Origin of the sequence: Microbacterium sp. As-52 (assembly GCF_049949185.1) — a bacterium.
Classification (GTDB): Bacteria; Actinomycetota; Actinomycetes; order Actinomycetales; family Microbacteriaceae; genus Microbacterium; species Microbacterium maritypicum_A.
In genome coordinates, this window is the sequence record NZ_CP188171.1 from 3,306,486 (window position 1) to 3,324,471 (window position 17,986).

14 protein-coding genes are annotated in these 17,986 nt (G+C 64.2%); 10 read left to right on the forward strand and 4 right to left on the reverse strand.

The window, feature by feature from the left end:
- Positions 1 to 44 precede the first annotated feature (44 nt).
- Together ACLFA2_RS15965 and rfbB are read right to left on the reverse strand one after the other, a co-directional pair.
- Entirely contained in the window at positions 45 to 1,457 is a 1,413-nt protein-coding gene (locus tag ACLFA2_RS15965; RefSeq protein ID WP_021199797.1) for a sugar nucleotide-binding protein, read from the reverse strand.
- Positions 1,457 to 2,455, reverse strand: a complete 999-nt coding sequence (gene rfbB, locus ACLFA2_RS15970) for a dTDP-glucose 4,6-dehydratase (RefSeq protein ID WP_021199798.1) — start codon at positions 2,453 to 2,455, stop codon at positions 1,457 to 1,459. Before rfbB ends, ACLFA2_RS15965 begins: the two co-directional genes overlap by 1 nt.
- 78 nt (positions 2,456 to 2,533) lie before the next feature.
- On the opposite strand from rfbB, the gene rfbA reads away from it, so the two are divergent.
- From rfbA to ACLFA2_RS16005, 7 genes are all read left to right on the forward strand, one after another.
- Entirely contained in the window at positions 2,534 to 3,403 is an 870-nt protein-coding gene (gene rfbA / locus ACLFA2_RS15975) for a glucose-1-phosphate thymidylyltransferase RfbA (RefSeq protein WP_031207335.1), read from the forward strand.
- An 83-nt stretch (positions 3,404 to 3,486) separates the two neighbouring features.
- The gene (locus tag ACLFA2_RS15980; RefSeq protein ID WP_426621612.1) at positions 3,487 to 5,421 is read left to right on the forward strand and encodes a rhamnan synthesis F family protein; all 1,935 of its coding nucleotides are present in this window, start codon (positions 3,487 to 3,489) and stop codon (positions 5,419 to 5,421) included.
- Positions 5,418 to 7,310, forward strand: coding sequence for a rhamnan synthesis F family protein (locus ACLFA2_RS15985; RefSeq protein WP_292776396.1), 1,893 nt, complete (start codon positions 5,418 to 5,420; stop codon positions 7,308 to 7,310). Before ACLFA2_RS15980 ends, ACLFA2_RS15985 begins: the two co-directional genes overlap by 4 nt.
- Positions 7,311 to 7,386: 76 nt before the next feature.
- Entirely contained in the window at positions 7,387 to 8,289 is a 903-nt protein-coding gene (locus tag ACLFA2_RS15990) for an ABC transporter permease (RefSeq protein WP_021199802.1), read from the forward strand.
- Positions 8,290 to 8,292: 3 nt separating this feature from the next.
- Positions 8,293 to 9,504, forward strand: a complete 1,212-nt coding sequence (locus tag ACLFA2_RS15995) for an ABC transporter ATP-binding protein (protein ID WP_021199803.1) — start codon at positions 8,293 to 8,295, stop codon at positions 9,502 to 9,504.
- Positions 9,501 to 10,373, forward strand: coding sequence for a glycosyltransferase family 2 protein (locus ACLFA2_RS16000; RefSeq protein ID WP_167254482.1), 873 nt, complete (start codon positions 9,501 to 9,503; stop codon positions 10,371 to 10,373). Before ACLFA2_RS15995 ends, ACLFA2_RS16000 begins: the two co-directional genes overlap by 4 nt.
- 237 nt (positions 10,374 to 10,610) lie before the next feature.
- Positions 10,611 to 12,596, forward strand: a complete 1,986-nt coding sequence (locus tag ACLFA2_RS16005; protein ID WP_021199805.1) for a DUF7657 domain-containing protein — start codon at positions 10,611 to 10,613, stop codon at positions 12,594 to 12,596.
- Between the two features lie 43 nt (positions 12,597 to 12,639).
- On the opposite strand, the gene lhgO is transcribed toward ACLFA2_RS16005, so the two are convergent.
- Entirely contained in the window at positions 12,640 to 13,830 is a 1,191-nt protein-coding gene (lhgO, locus tag ACLFA2_RS16010; RefSeq protein ID WP_426621613.1) for an L-2-hydroxyglutarate oxidase, read from the reverse strand.
- 129 nt (positions 13,831 to 13,959) lie between these two features.
- Here lhgO and ACLFA2_RS16015 point away from each other — a divergent pair, with 129 nt between their 5' ends.
- The 3 genes from ACLFA2_RS16015 (at position 13,960) to ACLFA2_RS16025 (ending at position 16,590) form a co-directional block, all read left to right on the forward strand.
- The gene (locus tag ACLFA2_RS16015; protein ID WP_021199807.1) at positions 13,960 to 15,090 is read left to right on the forward strand and encodes a DegT/DnrJ/EryC1/StrS family aminotransferase; all 1,131 of its coding nucleotides are present in this window, start codon (positions 13,960 to 13,962) and stop codon (positions 15,088 to 15,090) included.
- 38 nt (positions 15,091 to 15,128) lie between these two features.
- Entirely contained in the window at positions 15,129 to 16,055 is a 927-nt protein-coding gene (locus tag ACLFA2_RS16020; RefSeq protein ID WP_021199808.1) for an NAD-dependent epimerase/dehydratase family protein, read from the forward strand.
- Between the two features lie 82 nt (positions 16,056 to 16,137).
- Positions 16,138 to 16,590, forward strand: coding sequence for an acyltransferase (locus ACLFA2_RS16025; RefSeq protein ID WP_021199809.1), 453 nt, complete (start codon positions 16,138 to 16,140; stop codon positions 16,588 to 16,590).
- Here the strand turns inward: ACLFA2_RS16025 and ACLFA2_RS16030 are convergent.
- Positions 16,576 to 17,985, reverse strand: a complete 1,410-nt coding sequence (locus ACLFA2_RS16030; protein ID WP_426621614.1) for a hypothetical protein — start codon at positions 17,983 to 17,985, stop codon at positions 16,576 to 16,578. The genes ACLFA2_RS16025 and ACLFA2_RS16030 overlap by 15 nt on opposite strands.
- Between the last annotated feature and the right edge of the window lies 1 nt (position 17,986).

Below are 17,986 nucleotides of genomic sequence, written 5' to 3' on the forward strand. Positions count from 1 at the left end.
GCCTTGGGCACCGGTCCGTTCATCGGCCGGCGCCCAAGGAGTCCTCAACCAGCGTTCAAGTAGGCGTTCAGCGTCTCGCGGAACGGAGCCGGCTCGAATCCGGATTCCACGATCTTATCTAGCGCGAGCACACTGTTCGCCGGGCGCGGGGCGACCGGCGTCGAGGCAGAAGCGAAGTACTCGGAGGTCGAGACACCGCTCACGCGCTCGGGCGCATTCCCGGTCAGAGCGAAGACTTCGGCAGCGATCTCCGCCCAAGTTGCGGGTTCGCCGGTACCGGACAGGTTGTAGGTGCCGTAGGCGGCGTCGGTGTGAAGAAGGTGCACGATCGCCGCAGAGATGTCGCTCGTGAACGTCAGCCGTCCCGTTTGATCGTCGACCACTTGCGGATCGATGCCGCGCTCCGCAAGCGACACCATGGTGCGGACGAAGTTCTTGCCTTCGCCGATCACCCATGACGTGCGGACGATGTAGTGCCTCGGCACAGTGCTGACGATCGCGTCGCCCGCAGCTTTGGTCTGGCCATAAACTCCGAGCGGGCGGAAACAGTCGTCTTCGGTGTAGGCATCTTCCTTTGTGCCGTCGAAGACATAGTCGCTCGAGACGTGCACGAGGGTGATGCGGTTCTCCGTTGCCACTTGAGCCAGCGCAGCGACTCCGGCGACGTTTGCCGCCCACGCGGCGGCGCGCCCTTCCGGTGTCTCCGCGAGGTCGACCGCGGTGAACGCGGCGGCGTTGATGATCGTCTCGTAGTCACGCCAGCGCCGTGCGGAGGCGAAGCCGGGGTCAGTGAGATCCAACTCGCTGCGTCCGGCGTACTCGTACTGCGCCGAATCGCCGAGGAGTCTGCGCAGAGCGACACCGAGCTGACCGTTGGCCCCGATCACCAGGGTCTTCTTTGCCGGAATCGGGGCGATGTCCGCGAGGCGCGGATGTGCGAGGTCCTTGGCCGAGATCTCGACCTCGGACAGCGGGATGGGCCACTGGACGGACGCGGTCTCGTCAGCCAGATTCAGGAACGAGTACTCCGCATCCGCCGACCAGTGGTCGTTGACGAGATAGACATAGGCGGTGTCCGGCTCGAGTGTCTGATACGAGTTCCCGACTCCACGCGGGACGAAGATCGCGCGTGACGGATCGATCTCAGCGGTGAACACCGCGCCGAAAGTCGGGCCCTCGCGGAGGTCGACCCACGCGCCGAAGATGCGCCCGGTCGCCACCGATACCCACTTGTCCCACGGCTCCGCGTGGATGCCACGTGTGGTCCCGACCTCGTCGTTAAAGGAGATGTTGTTCTGCACAGGACCGAAGTCCGGAAGACCTGCGGCGATCATCTTCTCGCGCTGCCAGTTCTCCTTGAACCAGCCACGGGAGTCCCCGTGAACGGGAAGGTCGGCGATCAGGAGTCCGGGGATGCCCGTCTCCGACACTGTCAGCGACTTTCCGAACTCCGTCATCACTGTCCCTTGGATGCGTAGAACGTCTCGGTCGCGTCTTTGGAGGGAGCCCACCACGCCTCGTTGTCGCGGTACCACGCGATCGTCGAGGCGAGACCGGATTCGAAGTCCCCGTATGTGGGCGTCCAACCGAGCTCGTTCCGGAGCTTGGTCGAGTCGATCGCGTACCGCAGGTCGTGGCCCGCGCGATCCGTGACGTGATCGTACGCGTCCGCAGGCTGACCCATCTCGGTGAGGATGAGTTCCACGACCGACTTGTTGTCCTTCTCGCCATCGGCGCCGATCAGGTAGGTCTCGCCGATTTCGCCCTTGTCGAGGATCGTGAGAACGGCTGACGAATGATCGTCGGCGTGGATCCAGTCGCGCACATTCTGTCCGGCGCCGTAGAGCTTCGGACGGATACCGCGCAGCACATTCGTTATCTGACGCGGGATGAACTTCTCGACGTGCTGGTACGGACCGTAGTTGTTCGAGCAGTTCGAGATCGTGGCGCGCACACCGAAGGAGCGCACCCAGGCGCGGACGAGGAGATCGCTGCCTGCCTTGGTGGAGGAGTACGGAGAGGAGGGGTTGTAGGGGGTCTGTTCGGTGAACCTCTCGGGATCGTCGAGCTCGAGATCACCGTAGACCTCGTCTGTCGAGATGTGGTGGAAGCGGCGGTCATGACGGCGCGCTGCCTCGAGAAGGGTGTAGGTGCCGATGATGTTGGTGTCGAGGAACGGACGCGGATCGTGCAAGGAGTTGTCGTTGTGCGACTCCGCCGCGTAATGCACGACGGCGTCCACCTCGGAGAAGAGGTCGTCGACAAGCTCGGGGTCCGCGATATCGCCTTCCACGAACCGGAGACGATTCGCCGGGAGGCCCTCCAGCGAGGCCCGATTGCCCGCGTAGGTGAGCTTGTCGAGCACGGTGACATGGGCATCGGTCTTCTCGATGACGTGGTGCACGAAGTTGGAACCGATGAAGCCGGCGCCGCCGGTGACGAGCAGTCTCTGCATGACGACCAGCGTACCGGGTAGGGTCTGCCCGATTCGGGGCGTTTGTTCAGGCGAGCGCGATCAGGGAGACTAGTGATCATGCGTGGCATCATTCTCGCCGGCGGCACAGGCTCCCGGTTGCACCCGATCACCCTCGGCGTCTCCAAGCAGCTGGTCCCGGTGTACGACAAGCCGATGATCTACTACCCGCTGTCGACGCTGATCCTCGCCGGCATCCGCGACATCCTGATGATCACGACGCCCCACGACGCAGAGTCCTTCCAGCGTCTGCTCGGGGACGGGTCGAAGTTCGGTGTCTCCATCACGTACAAGACCCAGCCGTCCCCGGATGGCCTTGCGCAGGCATTCATCTTGGGGGAGGAGCACATCGGCGACGACTCGGTGGCCCTCGTCCTTGGTGACAACATCTTCTACGGCCAGGGCATGGGCACGCAGCTTCGTCAGTACACAGAACTCGACGGTGGCGTCGTCTTCGGCTATTGGGTCGACGACGCCGCGGCATACGGGGTGGTGGAGTTCGACCGCGAAGGCAAGGTGGTCTCCCTCGAGGAGAAGCCCGCCCACCCGAAGAGCAACTACGCCGTTCCCGGGCTCTACTTCTACGACAACGACGTGATCGAGATCGCGAAGGCTCTCAAGCCCTCACCTCGTGGAGAGCTCGAGATCACCGACATCAATCGCGAGTACCTCGACAGGGGAAAGCTCAAAGTGCAGCTGCTCACCCGTGGCACCGCTTGGCTCGACACGGGGACATTCGATTCACTCGCCGAAGCGACGGACTTCATCCGCACGGTGGAGAAGCGCCAGGGACTCTCGATCGGTTGCCCGGAAGAGGTCGCGTGGCGGATGGGGTTCCTCACGGATGACGAGCTGCGAGAGCGCGCGGAGCCGTTGCGCAAGAGCGGGTACGGCGAGTACCTCCTCAAGGCGCTCGCACAGGGACGCTGACTAGGCTCGTCCGAGTTCAGTGACATTCCGCGCTTGGCGCGGGCATGAGTTGTGCCCTCCCACCGAGGGTCTGGAGGGATCAGATGACGACGCCGGGGCAGAAATCAGCGACATTTCCTGATGGCGGGAAGCGGCTGGTCATCTACGTCGTCTACGACCGTCGTGGGACGGTCGAGGAGTTCGTCCGGTTCGCGTTGGAAGGCATGCGAGACGACGCCGCGCACATTCTCGCGGTGGTGAACGGGCCTCTGGACGATGCCGGTCGAGCCACGCTCGAGAGCGTGACCGACGACATTCTGGTGCGCACCAACACCGGTTTCGATATCTGGGCGCACAAGGAGGGACTGGCGCATATCGGCGATCGAATCGCCGAGTTCGACGAGGTGCTGCTGACGAACGACACCTGGTTCGGCCCGGTTCGTCCGTACGGTCCGGTCTTCGAGCGGATGAATGCTCGTGAGGTGCATTTCTGGGGCATGACCGATCACGAGTGGGAGCCGCTCAACAAGTTCACGAACGAGGGTGAGCTTCCGTATCACCTCCAGTCCTTCTGGATCGCCGTCCGCAAGGAGATGTTCTTGTCTCCCGAGTGGCAGGAGTACTGGCGGGATCTGCCGGAGATGCCGTCCTACTTCGATGCGGTGCTCAAGCACGAGACACAGTTCACGAAGCATTTCCAAGAGCGCGGCTACTCTGCTTCGGTCGCTTTCGCGTCGCACGACTATCCGACCGAGCACCCCTCGCTGTTCAACGCCGATCTTCTTCTTGCCGACGGCTGCCCTCTGGTCAAGCGTCGTCCCTTCTTCCACTATCCCCCCTTCCTCGACCGGCATGCCGTCATCGGACGGCGGACGGCTGCGGCGATCGCCGGATACGGCTATCCGATCGAGTTGATGTGGAGCAACCTCGCGAAGAACGTGCAGCCGAAGACGCTGAACACCGATGCGGGAATGCTCGAAGTGCTCGACGAGAGCGCTCATGCCCCGGCACCGAGCAGACGCATCGCGGTCCTTGCTCACTGCGCGGATCCGCGGACGATCGACCATATTCTCAATCGGCTCGAGCAGATCCCCGTCGATTTCGATCTGGTGGTGACGACACTCGACGACGACAGCGCGACCCGTATCCGGACGGCGATCGATGATCGGCGACTCACGAAGGCGACCGGCTTCGACATCCGTGTCGTGCCGTCGAAGCACGGACGCGACATGAGCGCGTTCTTCATCGGATGTCGGGACATCCTCGTGTCCGACCGGTACGACCTCGTCGTCAAGATCCACTCCCGCGCCCCGCGGAAGCGCGGGGCGAACATCGCACGGTACTTCCGCCGCTACCAGCTCGAGAACCTCATCTCGAGTCCCGGGCAGTTCTCGAACCTTCTCGCCCTGTTCGAGCGTGAACCAGGACTCGGAGCGGTCTTCCCGCCGATGATGCATATCGGATACGCCCTCGCCGGGCGAGGATGGTCGCAGTACCGGGAGCCCGCGCTCGAGATCAGCGAGCGTCTCGGCATCAACGTGCCGTTCGACGGCGCCTCGCCCCTGGCCCCGATGGGCGGCATGTGGGTTGGACGTCCGAAGGCTCTCCGCCTGCTGCTGGATGACCAGCTCCGTTATGAAGACTATGTCGCCGCGAAGCGTGGCGGGGCCGACCTCGCCCGCGTGCAAGAGCGTCTTCTGCCGCTTGCACTGGGCGAGATCGGCTACCACTGCCGCACGGTGCTCAATCAGGAGCACGCGGGGATTGCCTACGCGAATCTTGCGTACAAGCTCGATCAGCTCTCGATCACGCCCCCGGGCTACCCTCTGGAGCAGATCCAGTGGCTGCATCGCGCAGGATGGGCCGGCGCCGGCGGAATCGTCGCGATGACCCGCATGTATATGCGTTTGAACCATCCGACGACTTCCGCGCGTCTCGCGCCGGTCATGCGCCCGTTCGTCGCCGTGGCCCGCATCGGGATGCATACGCTCCGCAAGGTGCTCCGACGAGGACGTCCGATCGAGGGAGAGCTGCTGTGATTGTCAACGATCAGCCATCGGGACTCACGTCGGAGAGCAGACGCGCGGTCATCTACGTCGTGTTCGACCGCCGCGGCGCGGTCGAGGACTATGTGCTGTATGCGCTGGAGCAGATGCGCGCAGACGCGGACCACATCCTCGCGGTCGTCAACGGCGCCCTGAGTCCGGAGGGACGCGAGCGTCTCGAGGCAGTGACGGACGACATCCTCGTGCGTCCGAACGAGGGGTTCGACATCTGGGGCCACAAGGCAGGTATCGATCACCTGGGCGACGGCATCGAGAAATTCGACGAGGTCGTGCTCACCAACGACACCTGGTTCGGTCCGGTGCGACCGTACGGGCCGGTGCTGGACAGGATGGCGTCGCAGGATCTGGACTTCTGGGGCATGACGGACAACGTCCGAATGAAGAATCCTGCGACAGGTGAGGGGCGGGTGCCTGACCACCTGCAATCGTTCTGGATCGCGGTGCGCAAGCGCATGTTCATGTCCGGCATCTGGCGCGACTACTGGCGCGATCTGCCAGCTATGGATGATTACTATGCGGCTGTCCTCAGTCACGAAGTGACGTTCACACAGCGGTTCCATGACGCGGGTTTCGTCTCTGCAGCGGCTTTTTCCGCCGAGAACTATCCGACGGATCATCCCGCGCTCTTCAACGCCGATCTGCTCATCGCCGACGGATGCCCGCTCGTCAAGCGTCGTCCGTTCTTCCACTGGCCGCCGTACCTGGACCGTCACGGCGTGATCGGCAGGTGGATCGCCGAGGACATGGCATCGCACGGATATCCCGTCGAGTACATGTTCTCGAACCTCGCCCGCAATGTGCCGCCGAAGGATCTCAACGTCGATCTCGGGTTGAACGATGTTCTGGGCGACATCGACCACGGGTTCGACCCCTTGCGCGCCCCGCGGGTCGTCGCCATCCTCCACATCTTCTACGTCGACATGACGGACGAGATGCTGGACCGCGTCGACATGCTCCCCACCACCTACGACCTCGTCATCACGACCCAGGATGAGAGGCGTGCTGCGGACATTCGTGAGATCGTCGATGCGCGGCCGCGTGACGGTCGCGCGGTCGACGTGCGCGTGGTCGCGTCGAACGATGGTCGTGATCAGAGCGCGTTCCTCGTGGGCTGCAAGGATGTGCTCCTCGACGGCGGCTACGATCTCGTCGTCAAGCTTCACTCGAAGAAGACCCCGCAGGATGGGTTCAACGTCGGGCGCGCCTTCAAGGAGCAGCAGTTCACGAATCTGCTCGCAAGTCCGGGATATGCCGCGAACGTGCTCGCCCTGTTCCAGCGCGAGCCGGGACTCGGGATCGTCTATCCGCCCATGGTGCACATCGGCTACCCGACCATGGGGCGCGCCTGGTGGGCGAACAAGCCGGGATTCGAGAAGCTTGCTGCCCAGATGGGGATCATGGTGCCTCTCGACGACATCTCACCGCTTGCGCCGTACGGTTCGATGTTCATCGCGCGACCGGAGGCGCTTCGTCTCCTGGTAGAGCAGCCGTGGGAGTACTCGGACTTCGGAGGTGCTGAGGCCTACCAGGACGGCGGCCTCGCCCACGTCCTGGAGCGGGTACCGAGCTATGCGGCTGCGGAGCTCGGGTTCCACACGCGCACGATCACGAACGCCGAGTACTTCGCCGTGAGCTACACGACGCTCGACTTCAACTTCGACGAGATGTCCTCGACCGTTCCCGGACGCACCTACGAGCAGATCACCTTCCTGCGCGGTATCGGACATGTGGGGGAGGGGAAGCTGCGCGATTTCGCGCGGATGTACATGCGTCGCAACCACCCTGGCGCCGGAGCCCGAATCCGTGCCGCGCGCGAGCGTATCGTCGGCGGCATCCGCCGGCGCCTCCCCGGGCATCGGTGAGGCGCGCCGCGCCGAGGCACAGGTTCTGCTGAGGATAGGCTCAGGGACGACCCGAACACCCGAAAAGGAAACCCCCGTGGACAGATTCACTCGGCTCGCCGCCGAGCCGTTCACCACGATCGACGCGCGCGGACTCCGCGACGGTGGTCGTGGCGGCAAGGTCGGCGAACTGTACCGACGGCGCGAACTTCTGATACTGCTCATCCGTCGCGACCTCCAAGCACGCTATCGCGACAGCTTCCTCGGGTTCCTGTGGACCGTGATCCGCCCGCTGGTACAGTTCCTGGTCTATTTCATCGTGCTCGGACAGATCCTCGGCGCTTCACGGGGGATCGACAACTTCGCGATCTACCTTTTCGCCGGTTTCACTCTCTACACGTTCTTCGCCGACGTGATCTTCGGCTCGACGGGGTCGATCATCTCCAACGCCGGACTCGTGAAGAAGATCTATCTCCCGCGTGAGATCTTCCCGCTGGGAAGCATCGGCGCGGCCAGCTTCATGTTCCTGGTGCAGCTGGGTGTGCTGCTGGTCGCGGCGCTGCTCCTCAACGGACTCCCAGAGCCGGTGCACATGCTGTGGTTCTTCCCGTCGCTCGGGATGGTGCTGCTGTGGGGAATTGCGACCGGGCTGCTGCTGTCCGCCCTCAACGTCTACCTTCGGGATATCCAGTACCTCACCGAGGTCGTCATGATGCTCGCGATGTGGGCCTCGCCGATCGTCTACTCGTGGACCATGGTCAAGACGGTGGTGGCGCAGTACGACCTTCCCGCGTGGCTTCTCGAGGTGTACCTCGCGAACCCGCTCACCGTGGGGGTATTCGGATTTCACCGGGCGTTCTGGGGCTCCGGCACCGTCGCCGACTACCCCCCGAACCTCGGGCTGAGGATGGCGATCATGAGTGTCATCGGGCTCGTGTTCCTCTGGATCTCGCATCGCGTCTTCACGCGCATGCAGGGCAATTTCGCGCAGGAGCTGTAGGCCATGATCGATAACACCGACCTCTCATCCCGCCCGGACATCATCCGTCTCAAGGGCGTGAGCAAGAAGTTCCGCGTGCGCAAGGACAACAACCTCAAGGACCGCATCGTCCACTTCGGAAGGCACGGCAAAGCCTTCCGAGAGGAGTTCACCGCTGTCGACGAGATCTCGCTCGACATCAAGGCGGGCACGACCGTCGGGCTGCTGGGCCAGAACGGCTCGGGAAAGAGCACGTTGCTGAAGCTCATCGGCGGTATCGTGGCGCCGACGACCGGTACCGTGGAGGCTCGGGGGCGCATGGCCGCGCTTCTGGAGCTGGGCGCAGGGTTCCACCCCGATCTCTCCGGCAGGGAGAACGTCTATCTCAATGCCGCGATCCTCGGGCTCAGTCGCGCTCAGATCGACGAACGGTTCGACGACATCCTCGAGTTCAGTGGAATCGGCGAGTTCATCGAAACCGCCGTGAAGTTCTACTCGTCCGGAATGTATGTGCGACTGGCTTTCGCTGTTGCGGTGCACACCGATCCGGACGTGCTTCTCGTCGACGAGGTTCTCGCCGTCGGCGATGAGGCTTTCCAGCGCAAGTGCATGGACCGCATCCACCAGTTCCGTGAGGAGGGCCGGACGATCATCCTCGTGAGCCACTCCGCGCAGCAGGTTCAGGAGCTCTGCGACCGCGGCATCCTGCTCCATCACGGGAAGCTGGTGTTCGACGGGGACATCAATCGCGCGGTGGACGGACTGCGTGACGTGCTCGCCGACCGCGAGGTGGGCGAGGCGCCTCCGGAGGAGACCATCCATCCGATCCAGGTGAAGCGCATCGAGCTGGTGGACGACGATGGCGCAACCATCAAGGAGCTCCAGACGGGCGATCCGTTCACGGTCCGTGTGCATGTCGATACGCTGCGGCCGATCGAGCGATGGGAGATCGGCTTCAGCATGGACACCCCGCTCGGGCAGATGGTGATGGCCTCGAACACCGAGGTGCTCGGCGTGGTGCTCGATCCGATCGCAGGCAAGACCGTCGTGGATCTCCGCATCGCCCAGGCCGGATTCGGTCCGGGGGACTACTTCGTGAATGCGAACGCCGCCGGCGTGAGCGAACCGAGCAGCCACGGCCTCATGCGCGGCGCCACGTTGCGGGTGCGGACCGACGACACCACGATGGGTACCGTGGCGGCGAAGATCACCGTGGACTCCTCGGTGGGACGATGACGCCACCGCCGAAGGTCGCCGCTGTTGTCCTGGCCTACCGTCCGTCATCGAGCATCCGCGACAACCTTGCGAAGCTCGCCGCCCAGGCAGACCACATCTACCTGGTGAACAACTCGCCGGACGACGAAGGCACTGAGAAGCTCCTCGCCCCGTTACGCGACGGTGACGCCCTGACCGTCCTGGACCAGACGAAGAATGTGGGCGTCGCCGCAGGATTCAACGCGGGGATGAGGCAGGCTCTCGGCGCAGGATTCGACTATGTGTGGGTCTTCGACCAGGACAGCACTGTGGCAGACGGGATGCTTGAGGCGCTCATCGGTGCCTTCTCGCCTGCCGGCCGTCCCGTCGCCATCGCCGGGCCGGCGCTGCGTGCCGAGGAGACCGGCCACTTGTACGACGGCGAGAACCGGGTGGGTGTCGAGGAGCAGGTGGCAGTGATCTCCTCGGGTGCGCTCTTCTCCCGGGCGGCGCTGGAGAAGATCGGGCTTCACGATGAACGCCTCTTCATCGACTACGTCGATCACGACATTTCGCTCCGAGCACGCCGAGCGGGTTACCGCGTGGTCAAGGTGTACGACACGGTACTCGACCATCGGTTCGGCGACTCGGTGCCGTCTACTTTCCTCGGCAGACGGATCTACCTCTCGAACTACTCGCCCATGCGTCAGTACTACATGACGCGTAACCGCATGATCATGATCCGACGGTACGGCTTCGGCCGTTGGTTCTGGGACGACGCTGCATACGCGACGAAGGCCTGGATCAAGATGCTGCTCTGCGAGCGCGAACGGGGCCCGAAGATTCGCGCTGGCATACGCGGGTTCATCGACGGAGCGCGGTTTCGTCAGGTGAGATCAACCGTCGGCTGAGTGCGTGCCTTGGGCGGGCCGGCCTGCGAACGGGGGAGCACCGCGTTCTCAGGCTTGATCAGATCCTGTCGATAGGATGTGACCTGCTGTTCGGCTCGACGGGCAGTTCCCTCTTCCCGCCATCATGGCAGTGATCTAGTGAGGCATGAGTTGTTGTCATCGTCAACGCCCCCGAACGAGGCAGGGTCCAGGCCGTCCCGCTGGGCGGCGGTCCGAGATTCCTACCGCAGTTTCGTCATGCCGAGGGAGGACGGGCTGCCCAATCGTCGAGTCCTGCTCGCCCCTCTGAGCCTGCTGGCAGCGGTGTTCGTGCTACTGGTCATCCTCGGCATCACCGGTTCGTCCACGGGAGTGATGCACGGCCTCGTGAGCAACGACGCCGATTCGGATCTGATCGCAGGCATGCCCGAGCCGATCCGGAGCGACGAGTGGTTCGTGCAGACGACATGGACGATCTCGCAGGTCGAGCAGGGGCTGCCTACCCGCAACGAGACCTTCCCGGGCGGCATGGACGCGACGGTCCAGCATGACCTGCCGACGCGCGACTGGTCGACAGCCCTCCGCCCGCACCTCGTCGGCTTTCTCTTCCTTCCACTCGACCAGGCGATGGCCGTGAAATGGTGGCTCCCGGCATTCGCATTGGTCGCCGCCGCGTTCCTGTTCGCCGTGACGCTCCTCCCTCGACGCCCGATCACCGCCTTGCTCCTGTCTTGCGGCTTCTTCCTCGCGCCATTCTTCCAATGGTGGTTCTTGTCGATCACGCTTTATGCGCCCGCGTGGGCGCTTCTGGTGATGGCGGCGATCGTCTGGTGCGTGAGGTCTCGGCACCGGACGGGGAAATGGGTGCTGGCGGCGCTCGTGGCCTACCTCACCGCGACGATGGGAACGGGAATCTACGTGCCGTTCATCGTCCCCGTCGTGTGGGTGGTCGCTGCCTTCGGCGTCGGATTCGTCCTCATGCCCTCTGTCGACAGACCGCGATTCGTGGACCGTCTGAAGGCGGTGGTCCCGGTCTTCATCGCCGGTGCGGCCGGTGTGGCACTCCTCTGCATCTGGCTGGTGACCCGTTGGGACACGATCGTGGGCTTCACGAGCACGGTCTATCCCGGGGAAAGACTCCAGCCGGTCGGTGGGGGTGGCGGGTACGAGCTCGCGGCTTTGTTCAGTGGTCCCTTCTCGCCGATCATCGGACCGTCCGGCGGCGTGCCATGGGGCATGAACAGCTCCGAATCGGCGACATTCGTACTTCCCGGTCTCTTCCTGCTCGTGCCGCTCATCTGGATCGCTCTTCGCCGCTTCCGAAGAGGCGAGGGGGTCGATTGGCTCACCGTATGCCTCTCCGTCGTCGCCGTGGTGTTCCTGGCATACATGTTCCTGCCCGGGTGGGACCCGGTCTCGCACCTGCTCCTGCTGGATCGAACAACCTATGGCCGGGTGAGGCTCGGATTCGGACTTCTCAGCCTCGTCCTCGTCGTGGTCGCCGGCACCCGACTCGCCGATGAGCGCGGTCGGGGCGGCGGTCTTCGGCTGCCTGCCGCGGTCGCGACGATACTCGCCGCCGCGAGCGTCGGGGTCGCCGCTCTCATCGGCGCTTCCGGCGACTTCAGCTTCCGGGACTTCGCCGCGGCGAATCCATTGGTCGCGGGGGCCACGGTCCTGTGCGTCGCTCTGTTCGTCGCGAGCGTGTGGCTGTTCGCGACCAACCGGATCGCTGTCGGGGCGGGGCTCGTGCTCGTGCTGTCGCTGCTGTCCACGGCGGGTGTCAATCCGCTCTACCGTGGTGTGCTCGACCTCCGCGAGACGCATGCGGTGGATGCCATCGAGAAGATCGACGCGACGGAACCGGGGGATTGGGTGGGCATAGCCGACTCTCCGCTGCCGACGATGATGCTCGTTCAAGCCGGGGTCGCCTCCTACAACGGTTTCCAGAGCGCACCGTCGCCGGAGATGTGGGAGGAGATCGATCCGACGAACAGCAGTGAGAAGAACTGGAACAGACTGGCGAACGTCTCGTGGGTGGTAGGCGATGGAGATCCCGATCCCCGCAACCCGGCACCGGATCAGATCCAGTTGACCTTCGATTCCTGCAGTGCGTTCGCGCAGGCGAACGTGGAGTACGTGATCGCCGAGAGCGACATCTCGCAGGACTGCGTCCGTCTGGTGACCACGACGACGGACGGACCGACCAAGATGCGCATCTACGAAGTCGTTCCCGTGTCCTGACGGCGATTCGGACGTCGGCGGAGGAGCCGGCGTCCGAATCCGCTCAGTCCAGGAAGCCGGCCTTCCGGCAGATATCCTCCGCGATGACCAGGGCGCTCGTGGCCGCCGGTGAAGGTGCATTCAGCACGTGCACCTGCTGAGGGGCGATCTCGAACAGGAAGTCATCGACGAGTTTGCCGTCCTTCGTGATCGCCTGCGCGCGGATACCGGCGGGGGACGAGGTCAGGTCACGGGCTTCGATACCGGGGACGAGGACCGACAGACTCTGCGCGAACATCCGTCGGGAGAACGAGCGCAGGACCTCTTTCACGCCGACCGGGATGTTGTGAGAGGCCATGCGGAGGAACCCGGGGTAGGTGATGTCGCCGATCGCCTCGGGAATGTTCAGTTTCGCCCAGCTGTAGCTCTCTCGTCCGAGTGCGGTGACCGCGTTCGGACCCGCATGGCGACTGCCGTCGATCATCTTCGTCAGGTGGACGCCGAGGAACGGGAGGTCGGGGTCCGGAACCGGGTAGATCAGTCCCCGAACGAGGTGTTCCTTCTCGGCCGAGAGGTGGAAGTACTCACCGCGGAAGGGCACGATGCGTGCCGAGGGGCGCAGCCCCGCGAGTCGCGCGACCTTGTCGCTGTGCAGACCGGCGCAGTTGATCAGGAAGTCTGCACGTGTCGTGCCCTTAGTGTGCTCGACGACGACGTGCCCGTTCTCATTGCGGATCGCTGTGGCCTGGGCTCCGAGGATCATCTCTGCGCCGTGCTCGGCCGCCATCTCCGCGAGACGTCGGCTCACGGCGGCGTAGTCGATGATTCCCGTCGTCTCGACGCGAAGTGCGGCCACACAGGCGACGTGCGGCTCGTACTCGTGCGCCTCCGCGGCCGTGAGCCAGCGGGTGGGGACGCCGTTCGCCTGGGCGCGCCGCTCCAGCTCCTTGAGGTTCGGCAACTCGGACTCATTCGTCGCGACGATGAGCTTGCCCGTGAACTCGTGTGGGATGCCGTGCTCGACCGCGAACCTCCGCATGCTCGCGTTGCCCTGGACGCACATCTTCGCCTTCAGGGAACCCGGCTTGTAGTACGGTCCCGCATGAATGACGCCGGAATTGCGGCCCGTCTGGTGCAAGGCCCACGCCTCTTCCTTCTCGAGGACCACGACGCGCTGTCCCGAGCGTGCCGCGCGCTCCGCAACGGCGAGGCCGACGATGCCGCCGCCGATGATGACGACACTGGTTCCTGGCACGGTAAATCTCCTTGACGACAACAAGCGGGTAGGATGGCGGTGGCGATTCTGGTGCCCGCACCACGTTTCGATCCTACGGCTCCGAGTGCCGTGAACTCTCCGAACCCCACTTCAAGCGAAAGGTGAACGATGGCGCACACCGTCGCTCTCGGCGAACCGACTGTCGGACCAGAAGAGCTCGCGGCGGTTCAGCGCGTGTTCGATTCGGGATGGCTTTCCGGAGCAGGACCGACGTGCCGTGAGTTCGAAGGGCGCTTCGCGGAAGCGGTCGGCACCGCGCACGCACTCGCCACGAGCAACTGCGGATCTGCGCTCCACCTCGGGCTCGATGCCCTCGGCGTCAAGCCGGGGGATGAGGTCATCGTCGGCGACTACACCTTCCCTGCCACCGGACACTCCGTCATGTGGACGGGGGCGAAGCCGGTGTTCGCGGACATCCGTCCTGACATCTGGTCGGTGGATCCGGCGGCAGTCGAGGCGTCGATCACCGAGCGCACCGTGGGCATCCTCGCCGTCGACGTGTTCGGTCAGCCTGCGGATTACGACGAACTTCGCGCCATCGCCGACAAGCACGGCTTGTTCCTCATGGAGGACGCGGCCTGTTCTGCCGGAGCCTCCTACAAGGGGCGGCCCGCGGGAAGCCTTGCGGACGTGGCGACCTTCAGCTTCCACGGGCGAAAGGGCATCACCGCCGGCGAAGGCGGAGCCCTCGTCACCGACCGTTCAGACCTCGCCGAGCGCGCACGAAAGCTCCACACTTACGGCATCGCGCCCGCCCTGTCGCGCGAGGGGAGCTCGGACCTCCCGATCCCGTCCTTCGACGAAGCGGGCTACAACTACCGTCTCTCCGACATCTCCGCGGGGATCATGCTCGCGCAGCTCGATCGGCTTCCTGGGCTCGTGGCTCGCCGCGGCGAGATCGCCGCCGCCTACGCGGAGCGTCTTCGTGGCCTCGAGGGAGTCACCGCTCCGGTCGCCCTGGACGACCGCACTCACCCGTGGCAGTCGTACGTGGTGACGCTCGATGCTGATATCGATCGTGGGCTCGTCGCCGCGCATCTGCGCAACAGCGGTGTGCAGTGCAACTTCGGAACCTACGCATCGCACATCCAGCCTGTGTACGGGTTCGAGGGTTCACTGCCGGTGTCTGCAGACCTTTTCACGCGTCATCTCGCGATCCCGATGCACGCGAATCTGACGTTCGACGACGTGGATCGTGTCGTTGAGGTCCTTGCCGAAGCCATCCCGCTCGCGCGTTGACGCGGGCTGTTTCCACTTACCAAAGGAGTATCGATTCAATGAGTGACAAGAAGGTCTTCGTCGTCGGAGGCGCCGGGTTCATCGGGCTTCACGTGGTCCAGCGACTGCTCGACGAGGGATGGACCGTTCGCATCTTCGACAACATGTGGCGCGGTGACCGCGACGCAGCGAACGAACTCACGAAGACGGGCCGTGTTGACGTCATCGATCAGGACATCCGCAACGGCGCAGCCGTTCGGAACGCCATGGAGGGATATGACTACGTCATCAACCTCGCCGCGGACTCCATCAACAAGTCTGTCGCTGATCCGTACGCTTCGTTCGACACCAACGTCGTCGGCATGCACAACGTGATCGCCTCCGCATCCGAGCTCGGCGCGAAGCGCATCGTGATCGCGTCCAGCGCATCGGTGTACGGCGACCCGGAGAAGCTCCCGATGCACGAGGATGACCGCCTCAACCCCCTCACGCCGTACTGCATCGGTAAGCGCACTGCCGAGGACATGCTCGGTTACTACCAGCGTCAGACGAATCTCCCGTGGATCGCGCTGCGCTTCTTCAACGTGTACGGCGAGGGACAGAAGACGACGGCCTACTACACGTCGGTCATCAACCACTTCGTCAACCGCCTCAAGAACGGTGAGGCACCGGTCATCGACGGCGAAGGCAAGCAGTCCATGGACTTCATCCATGTCAAGGACATCGCCCGTGCTGTGGTGCTCGCCCTCACCTCGGAGAAGGCCAACGTTCCGGTCAATGTCGGAACCGGAATCGATACGACGGTCGCCGACCTCGCGCGCATCCTGATCGCCGCGGTCGGAGCTGACGTGGAGCCGCAGTTCAATCCGCGTCCGGTGCTCGTCTCGCGTCGTGCGGCAGACACGACGCGCGCGAAGGACGTGCTCGGGTTCGAAGCCGAGATCGACGTCGTGTCGGGCATGACCCGACTCGTGCAGAACTCCTGACGCGGGTTCACCCTACGAGATGGGGGCGCGATGGCCACGCCGTCGCGCCCCCAGTTCGTTCATTCGGCGCAGAGGAGCGACCATGACCAGCCTTCCGGACAACCCCTACAATCCAAATGCCTGGATCATCGGCGAGCCGCGCATCGGTGCGGGCACCTGGATCGGCGCATTCACGCTCATCGACGGGTCGGGCGGACTGTCGATCGGCGAAGGATGCGATATCTCCTCCGGAGTGCACATCTACACCCATTCGAGCGCGAAGCGCTGCGTTTCGGGTCGCGCGTACGATCAGGTCGACCGGCAGCCCGTGGCCATTGGCGACCGCGTGTTCATCGGCGCGAACGCCGTGATCAACATGGGCGTCACGATCGGTGATGAGGCGGTGATCGGTGCCGGTGCAGTGGTCACGGGGCCCGTCGCTGCGCGGAGCATCGTCGCGGGCGTACCTGCGCGGGTGATCGGTACTGTCGACTTGTCCGAGCCTGCAGATCCGAGCTTCGAGCCTGTCACGAAATCCCGTTCAGATCGCGCCTGACACCGTACCGAGACCGGTGAGCACGGCGCTGACGGCGAGTAGCATCGCGAACCAGCGGTTGCGTATCATCAGCAGTGCGAGCATCGCGAGCAGCGGTGTGAACGCGCTGGAGTAGCGATCGACGATCGGGAAGTCGAACCCGAAGTTCATCCAGTTCATGATCCGCAACGCCGGCGGATACACGATGATGGTCGCGAGGGTCCCGAGGGCGACGAGATTCACCGAGGCGTCGAAGGCGGTCGGTGCCCAGCCCCGGGCACCAGTGACCTGCGCGCGCGGCAGGAGAGCGTCGACGGTGCTGAACTTGTACCATCGCTGGAGCAGCAGTGCGACGACGATGCCACCGAAGATGAGCGTTCCGATCCAGATGGGCGCTCCTTCGGAGAAGGCGTGCGCGAGCCGCCCGATGAAGCTCTCAGGCTGGCTCTTTATCCCGTGAGTCTCTCGCCAGGGCGTGTGCAGCAGAGAGAGCTCCAGAGTCGCCCCGACCAGAATGTCCTTCTTGCCGCTGGGGGGGAGGAAGCCATACAGCGCTTCGTTCGACACCGTTGCTCTCGCAGCGATGAATCGACCCCAGGCGATGATCGGCAGCAGGACCAGCGCTGAGAGGGTTCCCAGTTGCCACCATCGTGGGTGCCACTCCAGCTCGCGGAAGAACGCGGCTCGCTTCCAGATGAGTGCGACGAGCATTGCGAGGCCGAAGCCACCAGCCGGCAGCACGACGGTGACTGCGATGGACGACGCGAACGCCACGGAGAGCGCGAACCAGACGAAGCCCCTGCCTCGCCGCATCCATAGCAGCCCGGTACCCCCGATCAGTGCCCCTGCGAGTACGGATGTCGACGTCGGGTTCACGATCGTGCCGGCGAAGACGACCATCGAGGTCGCGATCGGCACAGCGGTGACGGCGATCAACCGGGCACCCCGCAAGCCGAGCAGCCAGCCGAAGACGGCGGTCGCCACGACACCGAGGAAAAGCGTGAGGGCGCTGAAGACGCGAAAGCCCTGGAGGAGATCCTCGGAGCCGGTGATTGCGCCGAAGATCTTCTGGAACCCCGCCGCTGCGAAGAAGTAGGTGGGATAGTGCCCGTAGCCTGTGCTGTACTTACCCGATGGAATAGCGTCGGGCGTGACTCTGGGGTCGCCGCACGGGTAGGGGATGTCTCCTCCTTCGTGCCCGACGCCGCAAACCCACTCATCCAGGAGTTCCTGGCCGAGAAGCATGCCCCGGTAGGGCAACTCGCCCTGCCCCGCCTTGACCGCCGTGTCGAAGTGGATGTGCTCGTCGATGACGGAGAGCGGATGTCCGTCCTGCGCGATGGTGAACAGCCCCGCCCCGAAAAGCGAGATGAACAACGAGAGAACTACGAGGGGGATCGCCCTCCGCGCCGCCACG

Excerpts from the sequence above, each read along its gene's own strand:
- ACLFA2_RS15965 (WP_021199797.1), bottom strand. The coding sequence starts at position 1,457 with ATGACGGAGTTCGGAAAGTCGCTGACAGTGTCGGAGACGGGCATCCCC.
- rfbB (WP_021199798.1), bottom strand. The coding sequence starts at position 2,455 with ATGCAGAGACTGCTCGTCACCGGCGGCGCCGGCTTCATCGGTTCCAAC.
- rfbA (WP_031207335.1), top strand. The coding sequence starts at position 2,534 with ATGCGTGGCATCATTCTCGCCGGCGGCACAGGCTCCCGGTTGCACCCG.
- ACLFA2_RS15980 (WP_426621612.1), top strand. The coding sequence starts at position 3,487 with ATGACGACGCCGGGGCAGAAATCAGCGACATTTCCTGATGGCGGGAAG.
- ACLFA2_RS15995 (WP_021199803.1), top strand. The coding sequence starts at position 8,293 with ATGATCGATAACACCGACCTCTCATCCCGCCCGGACATCATCCGTCTC.
- ACLFA2_RS16000 (WP_167254482.1), top strand. The coding sequence starts at position 9,501 with ATGACGCCACCGCCGAAGGTCGCCGCTGTTGTCCTGGCCTACCGTCCG.
- ACLFA2_RS16005 (WP_021199805.1), top strand. The coding sequence starts at position 10,611 with ATGCCGAGGGAGGACGGGCTGCCCAATCGTCGAGTCCTGCTCGCCCCT.
- ACLFA2_RS16015 (WP_021199807.1), top strand. The coding sequence starts at position 13,960 with ATGGCGCACACCGTCGCTCTCGGCGAACCGACTGTCGGACCAGAAGAG.
- ACLFA2_RS16020 (WP_021199808.1), top strand. The coding sequence starts at position 15,129 with ATGAGTGACAAGAAGGTCTTCGTCGTCGGAGGCGCCGGGTTCATCGGG.
- ACLFA2_RS16025 (WP_021199809.1), top strand. The coding sequence starts at position 16,138 with ATGACCAGCCTTCCGGACAACCCCTACAATCCAAATGCCTGGATCATC.